Below are 16,830 nucleotides of genomic sequence, written 5' to 3' on the forward strand. Positions count from 1 at the left end.
GCGTGCGGCGAGGCATGTCGGAAATCCGTCGGCGGCAGGTTAACCGAAACCCCACAGGCGTCCGACGGCGCTCCGACGCCGCACGCACGCGGCTCCGACGTGACGGGCACCGGCTTCCGACGTGGCCATCCCGAGCATGCGCAGCGTGTTCGGTCGTGGTGATGCGTACATGGGTTCCAAAGACGTGGCGTTGTGGGTGTGGCCGTTGGCCGCGTTGGCGTTGCTGTCGGTCTGGCTGCTGGGTCTGCGCGGCGACCTGTGGCTGGCCGACTGGCTGTATGCGTGGGAAGGCGGACGTTGGGCGCTGCAATCGCACTGGCTGACCGGGCCGGTATTGCACACGGGCGCGCGCCATGCGTCGACCGCGGCGTGGGTGGGCGTGGTGCTGGCGTGGCTGGCGTCGCTGCTGCATCCCGGCTGGCACGCGTGGCGCCGACCGCTGGGCTACCTGGCGTTGGCAGTGTTGCTTGGCACAGGACTGGTCTCGGCGCTGAAGGCCCATAGCCAGATGGATTGTCCGTGGGATCTCGCGCGCTACGGTGGCACCCGCGCTTACCACCGTCCATGGCAGGCCGCCGGGCAAACGCCGGGACGCTGCTTCCCCGCCGGCCACGCCAGCGCTGGCTACGCATGGCTGGCGCTGTACTTCTTTTTTGATGCGGTACGGCCCCGATGGCGTAGACGCGGGTTGGCGGCCGGACTCGGGCTCGGGTTGCTGTTCGGCATCGACCAGCAGTTGCGCGGGGCGCACTTCCTGTCGCACGACCTGTACAGCGCGGCGATCTGCTGGTTCATCGCATTGGGGCTGTCCCGCTGGGTGCTCCGTTCGCGCCGCGCGGAGATGCTGGCATGAGCAGCATCCCGCTGGCCCGATCACCGTTGTGGGCAGAGGCTTTGCGCGCAGTCGCACAATGGCGGCCGCGAAGCACGGTGGAGGCGCTGGTGATGCTGGCCAGCGGCTACTTCGCGCTGACCGCCAACGGGCCGTTCTGGCAGGCGGCATTGGGCCATGGCTGGGCGCAGTGGCGGCTGGCGGTGGCGTTGTTCGTCTTGCTGTTCGGGCTGCACGGGCTGTTGCTCGGGCTGCTGCTGGCGCGGCCGTGGGCCAAGCCGGCGTTGTCGCTGCTGCTGGTGGTCACCGCCGGTGCGACCTTCCACATGCAGTCCTACGGCGTGTACCTGGACGCCGACATGCTGCGCAACGTGTTGCATACCGATTGGGCCGAGTCGCGCGAGTTGTTCACCCCCGGGCTCGGCCGGCACCTGCTGGTGTTCGCGGGCGTGCCGTGTGCGTTGCTGTCGCGCGTGGAACTGGTGCGCCGGCCGATGTCGCGGGCCTTGCTGGTGCGCGCCGGGTTCCTGCTGTCGATGTGGGTGCTGCTGATGCTGGGCGCCGCGGTCTCGTTCAAGGACCTGTCTTCCCTGCTACGCAACCAGCACGAGGCGCGCTATCTGGTGACGCCGGCCAACTATCTGTACGGCCTGGGCAATCTTGCCCTCGCGCACCCTCCCACGCATGACGCGCCCCTGCTGCCCGTGGCGGTGGACGCGCGCCAAGCGCCAGCGGCGGCCACCCGCAAGCCACGCCTGCTGGTGCTGGTGGTGGGCGAAACCGTACGGGCGCAGAACTGGGGCCTGAACGGATACGAGCGCCAGACCACGCCGGAACTGGCGGGCCTGGACGTGGTGAACTTCCCGCACGTGCAAGCCTGCGGCAGCAGCACCGAGGTCTCGCTGCCGTGCATGTTCTCGCCCTGGGGACGCGAAGAATACGACGAGGATCGCATCCGCACGCACCAGTCCTTGCTGCATGTCCTGCAGCGCGTCGGGGTGAACGTGACGTGGCATGACAACCAGAGCGGCTGCAAGGGCGTGTGCGAAGGGCTGGAGTTCGAGTCGGCGGCCGCATCTGCCGACCCCGCCCTGTGCGACGGCCTGCGTTGCCTGGACGAGGGCCTGCTGGCGGGCCTGCCGCGCCGGGCCGGAGCGGACGCCGGCGACAGGGTCATCGTCCTGCACATGCTGGGCAATCACGGCCCCAGCTACTTCCAGCGTTATCCGCCCGCGTTCAAGCGTTTCCTGCCCGCCTGCGAAACGGCCGAACTGGGCCACTGCTCGCGCGAGGAGATCGTCAACGCCTACGACAACGCGGTGCTCTACACCGACCATGTGCTGTCGCAGGCGATTGCCCGGCTGCGTGAAGTGGAGGGCTACGACGCCGCGCTGCTGTATCTGTCCGACCACGGCGAGTCGCTGGGCGAGAATGGGCTGTACCTACACGGCATGCCCTACCCGATCGCGCCGCAGCAGCAACTGCAGGTTCCGATGCTGATGTGGTTCTCGTCGCGGTTCGCCGCGGGTGCGGGACTGGACCTGCCGTGCCTGCGCGAACGCGCCACCCAGCCGGCCAGCCACGACGCCCTGTTCCCGACCGTGCTCGGCCTGTTCGACGTGCACACCGCCGCCTACGTCCCCGAGCGCGACCTCACCGCCGGCTGCCGGCCCGGCTGAACGAGACCGGTCGAGACGCGTCATTCCGACGCTTCTCCGACACCCCTCCCACCGGCTTCCGACCCCTCGCTGTTGACGATGACGTCGTCGTGCCGACGTACGTGCAGGTGTTGCCGATGTTGTCGAAAGCGCTGGGGCCAGCCAAGCCGCTGCTGTGGTTCTTCGTCGCCGGGCTGGTGTTGCTGAGCGCCTCGCGGCTGGGCTTGGCGTTGTGGAAGTTCGACCAGGTCAGCCATGTCCACGGCTGGACGAATGTCCTGCTGCAGGGCGTACGGGTTGACGTGGCGACGCTGTGCCTGCTGCTTGCCCTGCCGGCGGTCGCGGTGCTGCTGCTGCCGGTCAGCCGCATCCTGCGCGTCGCGGTGCCGCTGTGGCTGGCTGCGTGCATGGCGCTATTGCTGCAACTGGAACTGGCCACGCCCGGCTTCATGGGCGAGTACGGGCTGCGGCCGAACCGGCTGTTCCTCGAATACCTGGTCTACCCGCGCGAAGTGTTCTCGACCCTGTGGCATGGCCGTCCGCTGCAGCTGATGCTGGCACCGGTCGCGGTCGCGCTGGCCTTGTGGCTGGGATGGAAGGCCGCGTGTGCGCTCTCGACCCGCCCACGCGCAGTTGCCCCCGCGTGGCTGCGCGTGGTTGTCGCCACGCTGGCGCTGCTGCTGTGTGCGATGGGCGCGCGCTCCACCCTCGGTCACCGTCCGCTCAACCCGGCGATGGTCGCTTTCAGCTCCAACCCGCTGGTCAACCAGCTGCCGCTCAACTCCTTCTACGCGCTCGCCCACGCCACCCGACAGTGGCTGCAGCAGGAGGACAGTGCGATGGACCTGTACGGCGCGCTGCCCGAAGACGAGGTGATCGCCGCGGTCCGCGCCGGCACCGGCCTGCCCGCGGACGCCTTCACCAACGACGGCATCCCCACCCTCGCCGTGCGCACGCCAACGTATACCGGCGCGCCGAAGAACCTCGTCATCGTGCTGGAAGAGAGCCTCGGCGCGCAATTCATCGGTCACCTCGGCGGCCGCCCACTGTCGCCCAACCTCGACCGCCTCAGCGGGCAGGCGTGGACCTTCACCCGCATGTACGCCACCGGCACCCGCAGTGTGCGCGGCATCGAGGCGGTGGTCGCCGGCTTCGCACCGACGCCGGCGCAAGCGGTGGTCAAGCAGCCCAAGGCACAGCGCGACTTCTACACCCTGGCCCGGACCCTCGGCGCGCGCGGCTATGACACCACCTTCTACTACGGGGGCGAGAGCCACTTCGACAACATGCGCGGCTTCTTCTTCGGCAACGGTTTCGGCCGCGTGATCGAGCAGAAGGATTACCTCGACCCGCAGTTCACCGGCTCATGGGGCGTCAGCGACGAAGACCTGTTCGCCCGCGCCGACGAGGAGTTCAACCGCCTGCACGACGCCGGCAAACCGTTCTTCGGACTGGTGTTCTCATCCAGCAACCACGACCCGTTCGAGTTCCCCGACGGCCGCATCGCCCTGTACGAGCAGCCGAAGCAGACCCGCAACAACGCCGCCAAGTACGCCGACCACGCCGTCGGCCGGTTCTTCGAGCGCGCGATGGCCTCCGATTACTGGGACGACACCGTGTTCCTCGTCGTCGCCGACCACGACTCGCGCGTATTCGGCCGGGACCTCGTCCCGATCGACAACTTCCACATCCCCGCGCTGATCCTCGGCGGCGGCATCACCCCGCGCCGCGACGACCGCATCGCCAGCCAGATCGACCTCGGCCCGACCCTGCTGTCCCTGGTCGGCATCGACGACCCGACCCCGATGACCGGCCGCGACCTCACCCGCGCCACGCCCGGCCTGCCCGGCCGCGCCCTCATGCAGTACGACGCCAACTTCGCCTGGATGCAGGGCGACGACGTGGTGGTGCTGCAACCGCAGAAGCCGCCGAAGCAGTTCCGCTACGACCTCGCCACCAGGCGCCTGCAACCCGCCCCGCTGGACCCGGCGCTGGCGAAGACCGCGCATGCGCAGGCACTGTGGGGATCGCTCGCTTACCAGAAGCAGTGGTATCGCATTCCGTGACGGCAGCGCTGTGCGGAAACAGGTACTCCGGGACGGCATCGCAGTGTCCGGGAGAACCGATCTCCCACCCAACGAAGCCAACGCCTCCACCCGCGGGCGCCGGACGGCGGGGAGATTGCGGAAAGTCGGCCATGGATGGCCGACGGCCCCGAGTCAGGGCAGGGCGCCCTGGCCGAGGGGTGCAGCAATTCCCCGCCGGCCGGTGACCGCAGCGCTCCAGTCGGAGCTCCACCCCAATACTCCAGCGAAAAAAAGAAGGCCGACATCTCTGCCGGCCTCCCATCAATACGTCACGCAACCCGCGTGTCAGGCAGCGCCACCGCCGCCGCCACGGCGCGAGCCGCGTCCCTGCCCGCCGCCACGCTGCTTCGGCCCCGCATGCGCGTGGCCCTGGCGCGCGGCTCCCGGCTTGCCGTGCCCACGGTTGCCGGCGTTGCGTCCGCCACCCGGGCGCGGCCCGCGGTTGCCCGCGTTCTGGCGCGGGTTCGGCAACGCCACGTCCAGGCGCAGCGGGCGGCTCGGCTCGTAACCGGCAACGGTCACCAGCTCCACCTCGTTCTTGAGGATCTTCTGGATCTGCCGCAGCAGCCCACCTTCGTCGTGCGACACCAGCGACAGCGCCTCTCCGCTGGCACCGTTGCGGCCGGTGCGGCCGATGCGGTGCACGTAGTCCTCGGCCACCATCGGCAGGTCGTAGTTGATCACCAGCGGCAGGTCCGGGATGTCCAGGCCGCGCGCGGCGACGTCGGTCGCCACCAGCACGCGTGCCTTGGCCGCCTTGAACAGGTTCAACGCCTTCTGGCGCTGCGCCTGGCTCTTGTTGCCGTGGATCGCGACCGCCTTCAGGCCGGACTGCTCGAGCTGTTCGGCAAGCCGGTTGCAACCGTGCTTGGTGCGGCCGAACACGATCACCTGCTCGCCCGGGCGCTTGGCCAGGATCTCCACCAGCAGGTCGCGCTTGCGGCCGGCGTCGACCGGGTGCGCCCGGTGCGCGATGGTCTCGGCGATGGTGTTGTTGGCCGCCACCTGCACCTGCTGCGGGTTGCGCATGAACTGCAGCGCGAGCTGCTTGAGCTGCGCCTCGAACGTCGCCGAGAACAGCAGCGTCTGCCGCTGCGCCGGCAGCTTGCCGAGGATGCGCTTGATCGCCGGCAGGAAGCCCATGTCGAGCATGCGGTCGGCCTCGTCCAGCACCAGGATCTCGATGCCGTCGAGGCGCGCGGTGCCGCGCTCGATGTGGTCGATCAGCCGGCCCGGGGTGGCCACCAGCACGTCGACGCCGCGACGCAGCATGTCGACCTGCGGACCCATGCCGGCGCCGCCGAAGATGGTGCCGAAGTTCAGCCGCAGGTGCTTGCCGTACGAGCGGATGCTGTCGTTGACCTGCACCGCCAGTTCGCGGGTGGGCACCAGCACCAGCGCGCGCACCTTGCGCGGGCCGTTGGCGGCGGTCTGCCTGGACAGGTGGTTGAGCAGCGGCAGGCCGAACGCGGCGGTCTTGCCGGTGCCGGTCTGGGCGCCGCCCAACAGGTCGTGGCCGGCCAGCACCAGCGGGATGGCCTGGGCCTGGATCGGGGTGGGCGTGGTGTAGCCCTGTTCGGAAAGCGCGCGCAGCAACGCGGGCGCGAGCCCGAGCGATTCAAAAGTCATGTTGGAACTCCGAGTAAAGAACACCGCACACGCGTGCGGCAAGACCCGGAGCGTTCCCTTGAACCGCGCTGCGAGTATTTCTTTTTGTGACGGCACCGGATGCTCCGGGCCGTGTCGGCGCGACGAAAGACGTGCGGGATAGTCGCACCGGACCACGCCTTTCGGGGCGGGGGGTCTTGGCCGGGAGGCCAACCCGTGCGAGGGCATACCTGGGAAACGTGCCCCTTGCGGGGTAGGCAGCCGTGCGCTGAACGGGGCGGATCTTACGGGAAAGCGGCGGGCGGCGCCATTGACGCGGCGCCGCCCGTTCAGCCGCTACATCGACACGCGCCTGCGGTTGTCGGAGGAGACCCGGTCGATGAGCTTGTTGAAGGGATCGAAGCCCGCCTCGTACGGGAGCTGATCAACGACCACCGTCACCTTCGGCGATTCAGCGGTGATGTGGTGGCGTTCGAGGTACAGCACCTCCTCGTCGGCCTCCTCGCCCGACGGTCCGCGCGCGAACACGCCCACCTCGATCCAGTCGTCGAGCTTCGCGGGCGTCTCCCTGCCCTCGCCGTCGGCATAGAGCTTCGCCGCGTGCAGGTCGAGGGTGACCTCGTACGTCCCATCGTCTCGCCGCACCGCGGTCGCACTCTGCACGCGGTTGTCGTAGAAGCTGATCTTCTCGAACAGGTCGGTGATCAGCTGGTCGTGCCGCGGGCCGGCTTCGGCGCGGATGTACTGCAGCAGCTCGGCCGAGGTGGTGAACGGTGCCTGCTGGTAGGCCTTGTCGGCGATGAACTTCGACAGCGCGCGGTTGAGCGCGTCCTCGCCGATCTCGTCGCGCAGGCGGTAGAACACCAGCGAGCCCTTGCGGTAGTGGATGTACGGCTGGTTCTCGACGCGGTACAGCGGCAGCTCCTCGATGTTCTCGCCGGCGCGGCCGGACAGGTAGCGGTCCAGTTCGTACTTGAGGAAGCGGCGCATCTTCGCGCGCCCGTATTCCTTCTCCATCACCATCAGCGCCGAGTACTGTGCCAGCGACTCGCTGAGCACGGTCGAGCCCTGCACGTCGGCGCCGATCACCTGGTGCGCCCACCACTGGTGCGCGATTTCGTGCGCGGTGACGTAGAACACGTAGTCGATCGCGTCCTCGTCGCGCAGGTCGGCGATGAAACCGATCGACTCCGAGTACGGGATGGTGCCGGCGAACGCCTGGGCGAAGCTGCTGTAGCCGGGGAACTCCAGGATCCGCACCTGCTCGTGCTGGTACGGGCTGAAGTTGGCTTCGTAATAGGCCAGCGACTTCTGCACCGACTCGATCATGCGGTCGACGTTGTACGGGTGCTTGGGGTCGTAATAGACCTCGATCGGGACCTCGCCGGCGGTGCCTGCCTTGTATGCGCCCTTCCTGACTTCCCATTCCGCTGACAACGTGGCGTGGAAGTTCAGCATCGGCCGCTGCATCGCGTAGTCGAAGCAGCGGCGGCCGTCGCGCTCGTACTCCTTCACCAGCACGCCCGGCGCCAGCGCGATCTGCTCCGGGGTGGTGCAGACGGTGGTGCTGAAGTCGACCCAGTCCGCGTCGTCGCCGATGTAGGTATTGGCGCGGGCGGCCTCGTCCTCGAGTCTGGCCATGCGCGGCAGTTCCTCCATGCCGCGCTTGCGGCGTTCGTTGCGGTCGCTGATCTGGCTGCCCGCCGAATAGCCGAAGCGCGGCAGCAGTTCCTCCGAATTGAAGAACGTGCCGTTGTCGACCAGGTGGGTCCAGCCTTCGTCGTTGCCGAAACCCCCGCGGGCGTAGCTGACGGCGAAGTCCATCTGCCGGGTATCGCCGGGCTGCATCGGCGCGCCGAGTCTGTAGATGCGGTAGCCGAGCTGCTCGTCGTTGCTGGTGATCGCCGCTTCGCCAAAGCCGAGCCGGTCCAGCCCGCTGTCCGGGTACCACTGGACGTGCAGATCGGTGATCGGCACGTCGTGCGGATTGGTCACGGTGTAGCTGCCGCGGACCCGCACGCGCTGCTCGTGCGGGTACAGGTCGACCTCGGTCCGCACCGCGGTGATGCGCGGCTGTGGCAGGCCGTCGTACTGGCGGTACAGCTCCTCGTACCGCTGCTGGCGGTCGAGTGCGTCGTCGCCGGCCAGGTACTCGTTGCGGACGTTGGTGTTCCAGAAGATGAAGCCGCCCAGCGCCGCGAACAGCGCCACGCTGGCCGCCAGCGCCCAGCCGTTGCCGCCGGCCAGCCGCTGCCGTGCGAGCCGGAACCGCTCGCGACCACTGGGGGCGACACCTCGCACCCAGAACGCCGCCGATACCAGCAGCAGTGCCAGCAGGCACGCGCCCCAGTACGACTGGAACCACAGCCGCCCAGCCAGGAAGTGGCCGTAGCCGTTCATGTCCGAATACGGCGCCGCCGGCGCGGAGCCGTAGTTGTAGAGGTTGTGGTCGAAGTCGAGGAAGCCCAGCGTGCCCTGCAACACCAGCCACGCGATCAGCAAGCCGTAGCCGATGAACTTGTTGTTGCTCAGCACCTGCAGCACCAGCGCCAGCCCGCCCATCAGCACGAACGGCACCGAGCCCAACAGCAACTCGCGCGCGTACAGCCCCGGCTCGATCGCGGTGAAGCCCTTGAACAGCTGGAATCCGGCAGCCGCCACCGCGCCCACGGCCTGGAACGCAAGCACGACCGCTGCCAACGCGGCCATCTTGGCCGCCAGCGGCACCCAGTTGGGAACCGGCATCGCGTCGGTCACTTCCCCCAGCCGCGCGCCGCGCTCCTTCCACACCAGCTCGCCGGCATAGAACATCACGACGAAGATCAGCATGAAGCTGAAACCGCCCTGCAGCGTCGTCACCATCAACGACGTGACCGGATGCACGCGCGTGCCGTACATGCTTTCAGCCATGCTGGCGATGGCGATGAAGTTGGCGACCGCGAACAGCAGCATCACCAGGAACGGCACGCTGCGGAACACGCCGACGGTATCGAACCGCCACTGCCGCAGGAACTGCGACCACGCGACCGCCCCACCCCTGGCCGGAACCGCGCGCGGCGGCGCCACGACCGGACGCGTGGACGACGCCGGCTGCGGCTGGCGCCGCCCGAACCGGCCACCTGCCCACCCGCGCCCGGTACCGGTGCGCTGGGGCTTGAACAACGCGAACGCCGCCGTCACCAGCGCCACCGCCACCGCGAGCCACAGCGCCCGGTTGGCGAGCAGGTACCCGGTCAGCGCCGGCAGGTCGCGGTTGAGCTGGTCCGCCGACCAGTAGCGGGTGGTCCGCTCCAGCGCGGTCATCCCCAGCGGGTCGATCAGGGTGGCGACCCATACATTGTCGAGGTCGGCGGTCAGCACACCGGCTACCGAGTTGAGGATGAAGAAGCCGATCACCCCGAGGTACACCACCAGCACGCTGCGGGTGGTCACGGCCAGCAACGCCAGCAGGGCACCGCTGAAGATCAGGTTCGGGACCACCAGCACGGCGAAACCCCAGGCATACGGCGCCAACGAGAACGGTCCGAGCCGTTCCGGGTCCACCCACGGCATCGTCGGCCCGGTCATCAGCCCGAGCGCCACGACCAGGTAGATCACCAGGCACGCCGTCACCGCCGCCATGAAGCGCCCGAGCAGGAAGTCGCGCTTGCGCATCGGGCTGGAGAAGAGCAGGTCGGCGGTACCCAGCTCGAAGTCGCGCAGCAGCGCGCCGCTGATGAAACTGACGATCACCAGCAGCCCGAGCACGGTGAACATGCCCAGGAACTTGACGATCACCGTCGGCGCATTGCGGTCGACGTTGCCGACCGAATTGCCGATCACGATCGCATCGGAGCTGGAGGCCCCGAACGCGAACAGCCCGAACATCAGCGCCAGCAGCCACAGCAGAGGCGCACGCAGCTGCTGCCGCAGCTCGAAGCGGAAGAATTCGAAGGGCATGCCGGTGCCCCGCTCAGGCCGCGGCGACTTGCGCGGGGTGGCCGGCCTGCTGGCGCAGGCGCTGGAAGTAGACGTCCTCCAGGTCCGGCGCGACCTGCTCGAAGCCGTCCTCCGGCCGCTCCGGCGCAAACACGTGGATCACCGGGTTGCCGGCGACCAGCCGGGTCGACAGAACAGTGTGGCGGCTCTCGTAATCGCCCAGCGCGGCCTTCGCCACCTGCTTGCGCCAGACCTGGCTGGCCAGCGCGTCGATCGCGTCGGCGGGGTGGCCGGCCAGCAGCACCTGGCCCCTGTTCATGATCGCCATCGTCGGGCACAGGTCGGTCACGTCCTCGACGATATGGGTCGACAGGATCACCGCGACGCTCTCGCCGATCTCCGCCAGCAGGTTGAGGAAGCGGTTGCGCTCCTCCGGATCGAGGCCGGCGGTGGGTTCGTCGACGATGACCAGCCGCGGGTCGCCCAGCAACGCCTGGGCGATGCCGAAGCGCTGGCGCATGCCACCGGAGAACGTACCGAGGTTGCGTTTGCGCGCGTCCCACAGGTTGACCTGCTGCAGCAGGCCGTCGACCACCTCGCGGCGCTGTTTGCGCGCGGTCAGGCCCTTGAGCACGGCGAAATGTTCGAGCAGGTCCAGCGCGCTGACCTTCGGGTAGACGCCGAAGTCCTGCGGCAGGTACCCCAGCTGGCGCCGCACGGCGTCCTTGTCGCGCAACACGTCGATGACCACCCCGCCCTCGCCCGCCAGCGTGGCGCTGCCGCCATCGGCCTCCTGCAGCGTCGCCAGCGTGCGCATCAGCGACGACTTGCCGGCGCCGTTGGGCCCGAGCAGGCCGAACATGCCGCGTGGCACGTCCAGGCTGACGCCGTCGAGCGCACGTACTCCATTGGCATAGGTCTTGGAGAGGTCGCGGATGGTGAGCATGTATGCACGTCCCTGTAAGGCTGCCGCCAGTCGCGGCACGGCGATCGTAGGCGGGCCGGTGAACCGCCAACATGGGCAAAAGTCATCCGTGACCAAGGGCGCGGTGCCATCCGGCACTGCCCTCGGCCGCGGCAGCCTGCTTGTTCAGGATTCCGGCATGACCTTCGACACCCGCCGGCCGCTCCGGCCGGGTTTAACGTCGTCCGGTCCCGGCGTCCGCCCGGGTGTCTTCCCCATGCCTTACGGCCGGAGCCCTACGTGAACAAACCGCAAGTCCTGCTGCTGTCCTTCGCCATCGCCACCGCTGTCGCCGCCTGCTCCAGCCAGGACGCCGCGCCGGCCGACACCACCGCCGATGCCGCGCCGGCCGCCGACGCCAACGCCCTGACCCTCGACGAGAGCACCCTGCCGCCGGTCAACCGCTTCAGCGCCGACCAGCTCGACACCAGCAAGAACGCCTGCACCGACTTCGGCGGCTACGTCAACGGCAAGTGGCTGGCCGCCAACGAGATCCCGGGCGACCGCACCAGCTGGGGCGCGTTCGAGATGCTCGACGAGCGCTCCACCGCGATCCAGCGCCAGTTGGCCGAGCAGGCCGCCGCCAACGACGGCGCCACCGGCGTGCAGGACATCGTCGGCGACTTCTGGGCCACCGGCATGAACGCCGAGCAGATCAACGCCCAGGGCATCAAGCCGATCCAGGACCGCCTCGACGCGATCGCCGCGCTCGACAGCCAGGAGGCCGTCGCCGAGTACCTGCGCACCAGCGCGGCCCGGGGCGAGAACTTCCTGTTCGGCTTCGGCCCCGAGGCCGACTTCAAGAACTCCGACATGAACATCGCCTACGCGATGCAGGGCGGCCTGGGCCTGCCGGACCGCGGCTACTACTTCGACGCCGACAAGAAGGACAAGCTCGAGGCGTACCAGGCGCACGTCGCCAAGGTGCTCGAACTGTCGGGCATGCCGGCCGCCGAAGCGACCGACCGGGCGGCCGACGTGGTCGCGTTCGAGACCCGCCTGGCCAAGGTGTCCAAGTCCAGCGAGGAGATGTCGCGCGATGTCTCGCTGTTCTACAACCCGGTCACTCCGGCCGAGGCCGACAAGCTCACCCCGAACTTCACCTGGACGAAGTTCTTCGAGTCACAGGGCCTGCAGGCGCCGGAGATGTTCTCGCTGGCGATCCCGGCCTTCCACCAGGAAGTCAGCACCATGCTGGGCGAAGTGCCGGTCGAGGACTGGCAGGCGTACCTGCGCTTCCACACCGTCGACGGCGCGTCGCCGTACCTGTCTGACGCGTTCGTGCAGGAGAACTTCAACTTCTACAACAAGACCATGCGTGGCCAGAAGGAGCTGAAGGAGCGCGCCAAGCGCGTGCTCGACACGATCGAGGGCAATGTCGGCGAGGCACTCGGCCAGATGTACGTCAAGGTCGCCTTCTCGCCCGAGTCCAAGGCGCGGATGGAAACGCTGGTCACCAACCTCAGCGAGGCACTCAAGGTCCACCTCGAAGGTCTGGAGTGGATGGGCGACGAAACCAAGAAGCAGGCGATGGAGAAGTGGGCCAGCTTCACCCCGAAGATCGGCTACCCCGACAAGTGGCGCGAGTGGACCGGCCTGGAGACCGGCCGCGACAGCTACATCGGCAACGTGCTGGCGGCCAACGAGTTCAACTACAAGTGGAACCTCGGCAAGATCGGCAAGCCGGTCGACAAGACCGAATGGGGCATGAGCCCTCAGACGGTCAACGCCTACTACAACCCGCTGGCCAACGAGATCGTGTTCCCGGCTGCGATCCTGCAGCCGCCGTTCTTCGACCCGGAAGCGGGTGACGCGATGAACTACGGCGGCATCGGCGCGGTGATCGGCCACGAGATGATCCACGGCTACGACGACCAGGGCAGCCGCTTCGACGCCAAGGGCAACTTCGAGAACTGGTGGACCGAGGCCGACGCCAAGGGCTTCTCCGGCCTGACCGACCAGCTGGTCGCGCAGTTCGACGCCTACGAGGCGATGCCGGGCAAGAAGGTCAACGGCAAGCTGACCCTGGGCGAGAACATCGCCGACCTGGGCGGGCTGGCGATCGCCTACGACGCCATGAAGAAGGCGACCGAAGGCACCGAGGACCCGATGACCGACGGCATGACCCGCGACCAGCGCTTCTTCGCCAACTGGGCGACGGTGTGGCGTCGCAACTTCACCGACCAGGAGCTGGAGGTGCGCCTGACCACCGACCCGCACGCACCGGCCAACTTCCGCGCGATCGGTGCCCCGTCCAACCTGCCGCAGTTCGCCGCGGCGTTCGACTGCAAGGCCGGCGACGCAATGGTGCGCGGCGACGGCGACCGCGTGGTGATCTGGTAAGCGGTTGACCGCTCAGGACTGGCCGTTCCCGTCCGGCCAGACCGCGAAGGCCCGGGTTTCCCCCGGGCCTTCTTTTTTCTCACCTGACAATGCGCGGCCGCGGTGGCGGGCGGCGGCCGAACGGTGGCTGGCCACGCCAGTAGCGGATCAGCAGCCAGCCGAACAGCATCCCGCCCAGGTGCGCGAAGTGCGCCACGCCCGGCTGCCAGCCGGTGAACCCGAACAGCAGTTCGGCCACGCCGTAGACGATCACCAGCGTGCGCGCCTTCATCGGGATCGGCGGGATCAGCAGCATCACCCGCTGGTGCGGGAACAGCATGCCGTAGGCCAGCAGCAGCCCGAACACGCCGCCGGACGCACCGACGGTCGGGTACGCCGGCCCGCCCTGCGACATCGTCCACGCGCCGACCGCCAGCTGGCACACCGCCGCGCCGACGATGCAGACCAGGAAGTAGGTCAGGAAGCGCTTGCCGCCCCACGTGTGCTCCAGCGGCGCACCGAACATCAGCAACGCCAGCATGTTGAACAGCAGGTGGGCGATGTCCCCGTGCATGAAGCCGTAGGTCAGCAACTGCCACGGCAGGAACTCGATCGCGCCATAACCATCGCCGCTGCCCAGCGGCCAGAGCATGAACGCCGCGAGCGCCAGGTCGCCCAGCACCATCTGCAGCAGGAACACCACTCCGTTGGCGATCATCAGGCCCCGGGTCATGGGCGGCAGGTTGGAAAACATCGCACCTCCTTGGAATGGCGCGCATGGTAGCCGGTCGCGCGTGAAGCACCGCCGCGCGGGCTCAGCCGCCGAAGCCCCAGACCTGCTCGTCCAGCGTCGCCGCCGCAGCCTGGCCGCGGACCCGGCCGTTCTCGACCCGCACGCCTTCGGCCCGCAGGCGCTGGCTCTGCTCGGCGAACTCCGGAGAATCCGGCGGGAACGCGATGCGCCCGTCCGAGCGCAGCACCCGGTGCCACGGCAGGTCGCGGTCCCCGTTGCCGCTGAGCAGCCGCGCGACCATGCGTGCACGGCCCGGCAGGCCGGCGCGCCGGGCCACCTCGCCATAGCCGGCGACCCGCCCCGGCGGAATCGCGCGGATGGCGGCGAGGATGCGTGCGGTGGCGTCGGTCTCCATGCCGGGAGCATGATAGGCGTCCCGCACTGGAGACGCGCCCATGTCCGGCTTCCAACAGATCCGCCAGCAGCTGTCCGACGCGGGCTACCGCATGTCGGTGCAGGAGGAGGGAGTGATCTGCATCGAGCTGTCGCTGGAACAGGGCACCCGCCACCAGGCGATCTTCCTGTCCGAGCTGGAAGACGACGACGGCCGTCCCTACCTGCGGGTCAGCAGTGCGGTGGCGCCGACCACCGGGCTGGACGCGCGTCGGGCGCTGGTCTTCAACTGGCAGAGCCGGGTCGGCTACCTCGCCATCGGCGACCTCGACGGCGTGCCCTACCTGCAGCTGTGCGAGAACCGCCCGCTCGACAGCCTCGATGCCGCCGAGGCGCACCGGCTGGTGCTGGAGATCGGCGGCCTCGGCGACCGCATGGAGCGGGCGCTGTCGGCCGACGGCGACCTGCTCTGACCTGTCAGGCCCAGCCCATCGCCGCCATCAGGCGGTACAGGCCGTAGGCGAAGCCGCCGGCCATCGGGATCGTCAGGATCCACGCCCAGATCATCTTCTCGACCACGGTCCACTTGATCGCGTTGAGGCGCTTGGCCGTGCCCACGCCCATGATCGCCGAGGAGATGTTGTGGGTGGTCGACACCGGGATGCCCAGCGACGACGCCGCCATGATCACCGACGCGGCGCTGGTCTCGGCCGCGAAGCCGTGGATCGGGTGCAGCTTGACCAGCTTGTGGCCGAGCGTCTTGATGATCCGCCAGCCGCCGGCCGCGGTACCCGCCGCCATCACCGCGGCGCAGGTCAGCTTGATCCACAGGTCGATGTCGCCTTCCGCCAGCGCGCCCTCGGACGGGTGCAGGAACGCCAGCCAGCCCGGCAGGTTGTCGAGCACCCCGGTGGCCTGGGCGCTGACCAGGGTCAGGGCGATGATGCCCATGGTCTTCTGGGCGTCGTTCATGCCGTGGGCGAAGCCCATGCCGGCGGCACTGAGGATCTGCGCCTTGCCGAACAGGCCGTTGACCCAGCGCGGCCGCGCCAGCCGCGCCAGCACCCCGCCGCTGGCGGCCATGCCGGAGATGATCGCGAACAGCACGCCCATCACCAGGAAGCCGGCCAGGAAGCCCAGCACCGGAGAGGACACCATCGGCACGATCACCTTCCACAGCACGCCGGCGCTGCGCCAGACCGGATCGGCCGGCTCGGACCAGATCACCACGTCGAGGTTGTTGCCCGCCGCCGCCAGCGCGGCGCCGAGCAGGCCGCCAATCAGCGCGTGCGAGGACGACGACGGCAGCCCTAGCCACCAGGTTATCAGGTTCCAGATGATGCCGCCGGCCAGCGCGCACAGGATCAGCTGTGCGCCGACCTCGACCACGCCGGCATCGATCAGCCCAGAAGCGATCGTCTTGGCCACGGCAGTGCCGGCCAGCGCGCCCAGCAGGTTCATGCCGGCGGCCATCATCACCGCCTGCGCCGGCGACAGCACCTTGGTGGCGACCACCGTGGCGATCGAGTTGGCGGTGTCGTGGAAGCCGTTGATGTACTCGAAAGCGAGCGCGACCAGCACCACGACAATGACCAGGGTCAACATCGGCGACGCCTCAGGAGTTCTTCAGGACGATTTCGTAGGCGACCACGCCGGCCTCGCGGCAGCGGTCGATCGCCTTCTCGAGGATCTCGAAGAACTCCTTGAGCAGGAACATCTGCAGCGGATCGAGCTTGCCCGAGTAGATGTCCCGGTACAGCTCCAGCATCAGCCGGTCGGCCTCGTTCTCGAGCGCGCGCAGTTCGTCGCTGAGCGCCTTCATCTGGTCGAGCTTCATCTTCGGCAGGGCGCGGATCATCTTGACCACCACGCTGGCGGCCTGCTCCAGCATCGCCGCACGCGGGGCGAAGTCGATGTGTTCCAGGTGCTGCAGCGCCAGCGAGTAGCGGTCGGCGAACTTCTCGATCTGCTTGGGGATCTTGTACAGCGCCGACCCCAGCGCCTCGATGTCCTCGCGCTCGATCGGGGTGATGAAGCTGTCCACCAGCGCCTGGCTGATCTTGTCGGAGGCCTCGCGCTCGCGCTGGCGGGCCAGCTTGAAGGCGTCCAGCGCCGGCTGGCGGTCGGTACCCCGGAGCATTTCGTGCAGGGCCTTCGATGCGTCGTGGGCCGCCACCGCGGCCTCCTCGAGCAGCGTGTAGAACTGGTTGCCTTGGCCGAACATGGTTTGCAGGGAAAACATCGGGATGACCTCGTCGTGCCGTGTCGGGTACCGGACAGCAGGAATGGGAATGGGAGGGATCGCGCGCCGCGCA

12 protein-coding genes are annotated in these 16,830 nt (G+C 68.5%); 5 read left to right on the top strand and 7 right to left on the bottom strand.

The window, feature by feature from the left end:
- The first annotated feature begins 136 nt into the window (after window positions 1-136).
- From N799_RS01980 to N799_RS01990, 3 genes are all read left to right on the top strand, one after another.
- Window positions 137-853, top strand: coding sequence for a phosphatase PAP2 family protein (locus N799_RS01980; protein ID WP_052100990.1), 717 nt, complete (start codon window positions 137-139; stop codon window positions 851-853).
- Window positions 850-2,511: a phosphoethanolamine transferase gene (locus N799_RS01985; protein ID WP_036207077.1), complete on the top strand. Its 1,662-nt coding sequence runs from the start codon at window positions 850-852 to the stop codon at window positions 2,509-2,511. The genes N799_RS01980 and N799_RS01985 overlap by 4 nt, the downstream gene beginning before the upstream one ends.
- Before the next feature lie 116 nt (window positions 2,512-2,627).
- Window positions 2,628-4,556 (top strand): LTA synthase family protein, encoded by a 1,929-nt coding sequence (locus tag N799_RS01990; RefSeq protein ID WP_036207278.1) that lies wholly within the window; start codon window positions 2,628-2,630, stop codon window positions 4,554-4,556.
- A 306-nt stretch (window positions 4,557-4,862) separates the two neighbouring features.
- Here N799_RS01990 and N799_RS01995 read toward each other — a convergent pair whose 3' ends face one another.
- The 3 genes from N799_RS01995 to N799_RS02005 form a co-directional block, all read right to left on the bottom strand.
- Window positions 4,863-6,206, bottom strand: coding sequence for a DEAD/DEAH box helicase (locus N799_RS01995; protein WP_052100992.1), 1,344 nt, complete (start codon window positions 6,204-6,206; stop codon window positions 4,863-4,865).
- Window positions 6,207-6,521: 315 nt separating this feature from the next.
- Window positions 6,522-10,124, bottom strand: a complete 3,603-nt coding sequence (locus N799_RS02000; RefSeq protein ID WP_036207080.1) for an ABC transporter permease/M1 family aminopeptidase — start codon at window positions 10,122-10,124, stop codon at window positions 6,522-6,524.
- Between the two features lie 13 nt (window positions 10,125-10,137).
- Window positions 10,138-11,049, bottom strand: a complete 912-nt coding sequence (locus tag N799_RS02005; RefSeq protein ID WP_036207084.1) for an ABC transporter ATP-binding protein — start codon at window positions 11,047-11,049, stop codon at window positions 10,138-10,140.
- 276 nt (window positions 11,050-11,325) lie between these two features.
- Here N799_RS02005 and N799_RS02010 point away from each other — a divergent pair, with 276 nt between their 5' ends.
- On the top strand, window positions 11,326-13,410 hold the full coding sequence (locus N799_RS02010; protein ID WP_036207284.1) for a M13 family metallopeptidase: 2,085 nt from the start codon (window positions 11,326-11,328) through the stop codon (window positions 13,408-13,410).
- A 79-nt stretch (window positions 13,411-13,489) separates the two neighbouring features.
- On the opposite strand, the gene N799_RS02015 is transcribed toward N799_RS02010, so the two are convergent.
- Complete coding sequence (locus N799_RS02015) at window positions 13,490-14,143, bottom strand: rhomboid family intramembrane serine protease (protein WP_036207086.1); 654 nt, start codon at window positions 14,141-14,143, stop codon at window positions 13,490-13,492.
- 61 nt (window positions 14,144-14,204) lie between these two features.
- Complete coding sequence (locus tag N799_RS02020; RefSeq protein WP_081974648.1) at window positions 14,205-14,579, bottom strand: MGMT family protein; 375 nt, start codon at window positions 14,577-14,579, stop codon at window positions 14,205-14,207.
- Between N799_RS02020 and N799_RS02025 the strand changes: the two genes are divergently transcribed.
- Window positions 14,578-14,988, top strand: coding sequence for a hypothetical protein (locus N799_RS02025; protein ID WP_036207089.1), 411 nt, complete (start codon window positions 14,578-14,580; stop codon window positions 14,986-14,988). The two genes, N799_RS02020 and N799_RS02025, sit on opposite strands and share 2 nt — an antisense overlap.
- 4 nt (window positions 14,989-14,992) lie before the next feature.
- Here the strand turns inward: N799_RS02025 and N799_RS02030 are convergent, their stop codons facing one another.
- Both N799_RS02030 and N799_RS02035 read right to left on the bottom strand, forming a co-directional pair.
- Window positions 14,993-16,120, bottom strand: coding sequence for an inorganic phosphate transporter (locus tag N799_RS02030; RefSeq protein WP_036207091.1), 1,128 nt, complete (start codon window positions 16,118-16,120; stop codon window positions 14,993-14,995).
- 10 nt (window positions 16,121-16,130) lie between these two features.
- Complete coding sequence (locus N799_RS02035; RefSeq protein WP_036207094.1) at window positions 16,131-16,757, bottom strand: DUF47 domain-containing protein; 627 nt, start codon at window positions 16,755-16,757, stop codon at window positions 16,131-16,133.
- Window positions 16,758-16,830: the final 73 nt, after the last annotated feature.

This window comes from Lysobacter arseniciresistens ZS79, from assembly GCF_000768335.1.
Taxonomy (GTDB): Bacteria; Pseudomonadota; Gammaproteobacteria; order Xanthomonadales; family Xanthomonadaceae; genus Novilysobacter; species Novilysobacter arseniciresistens.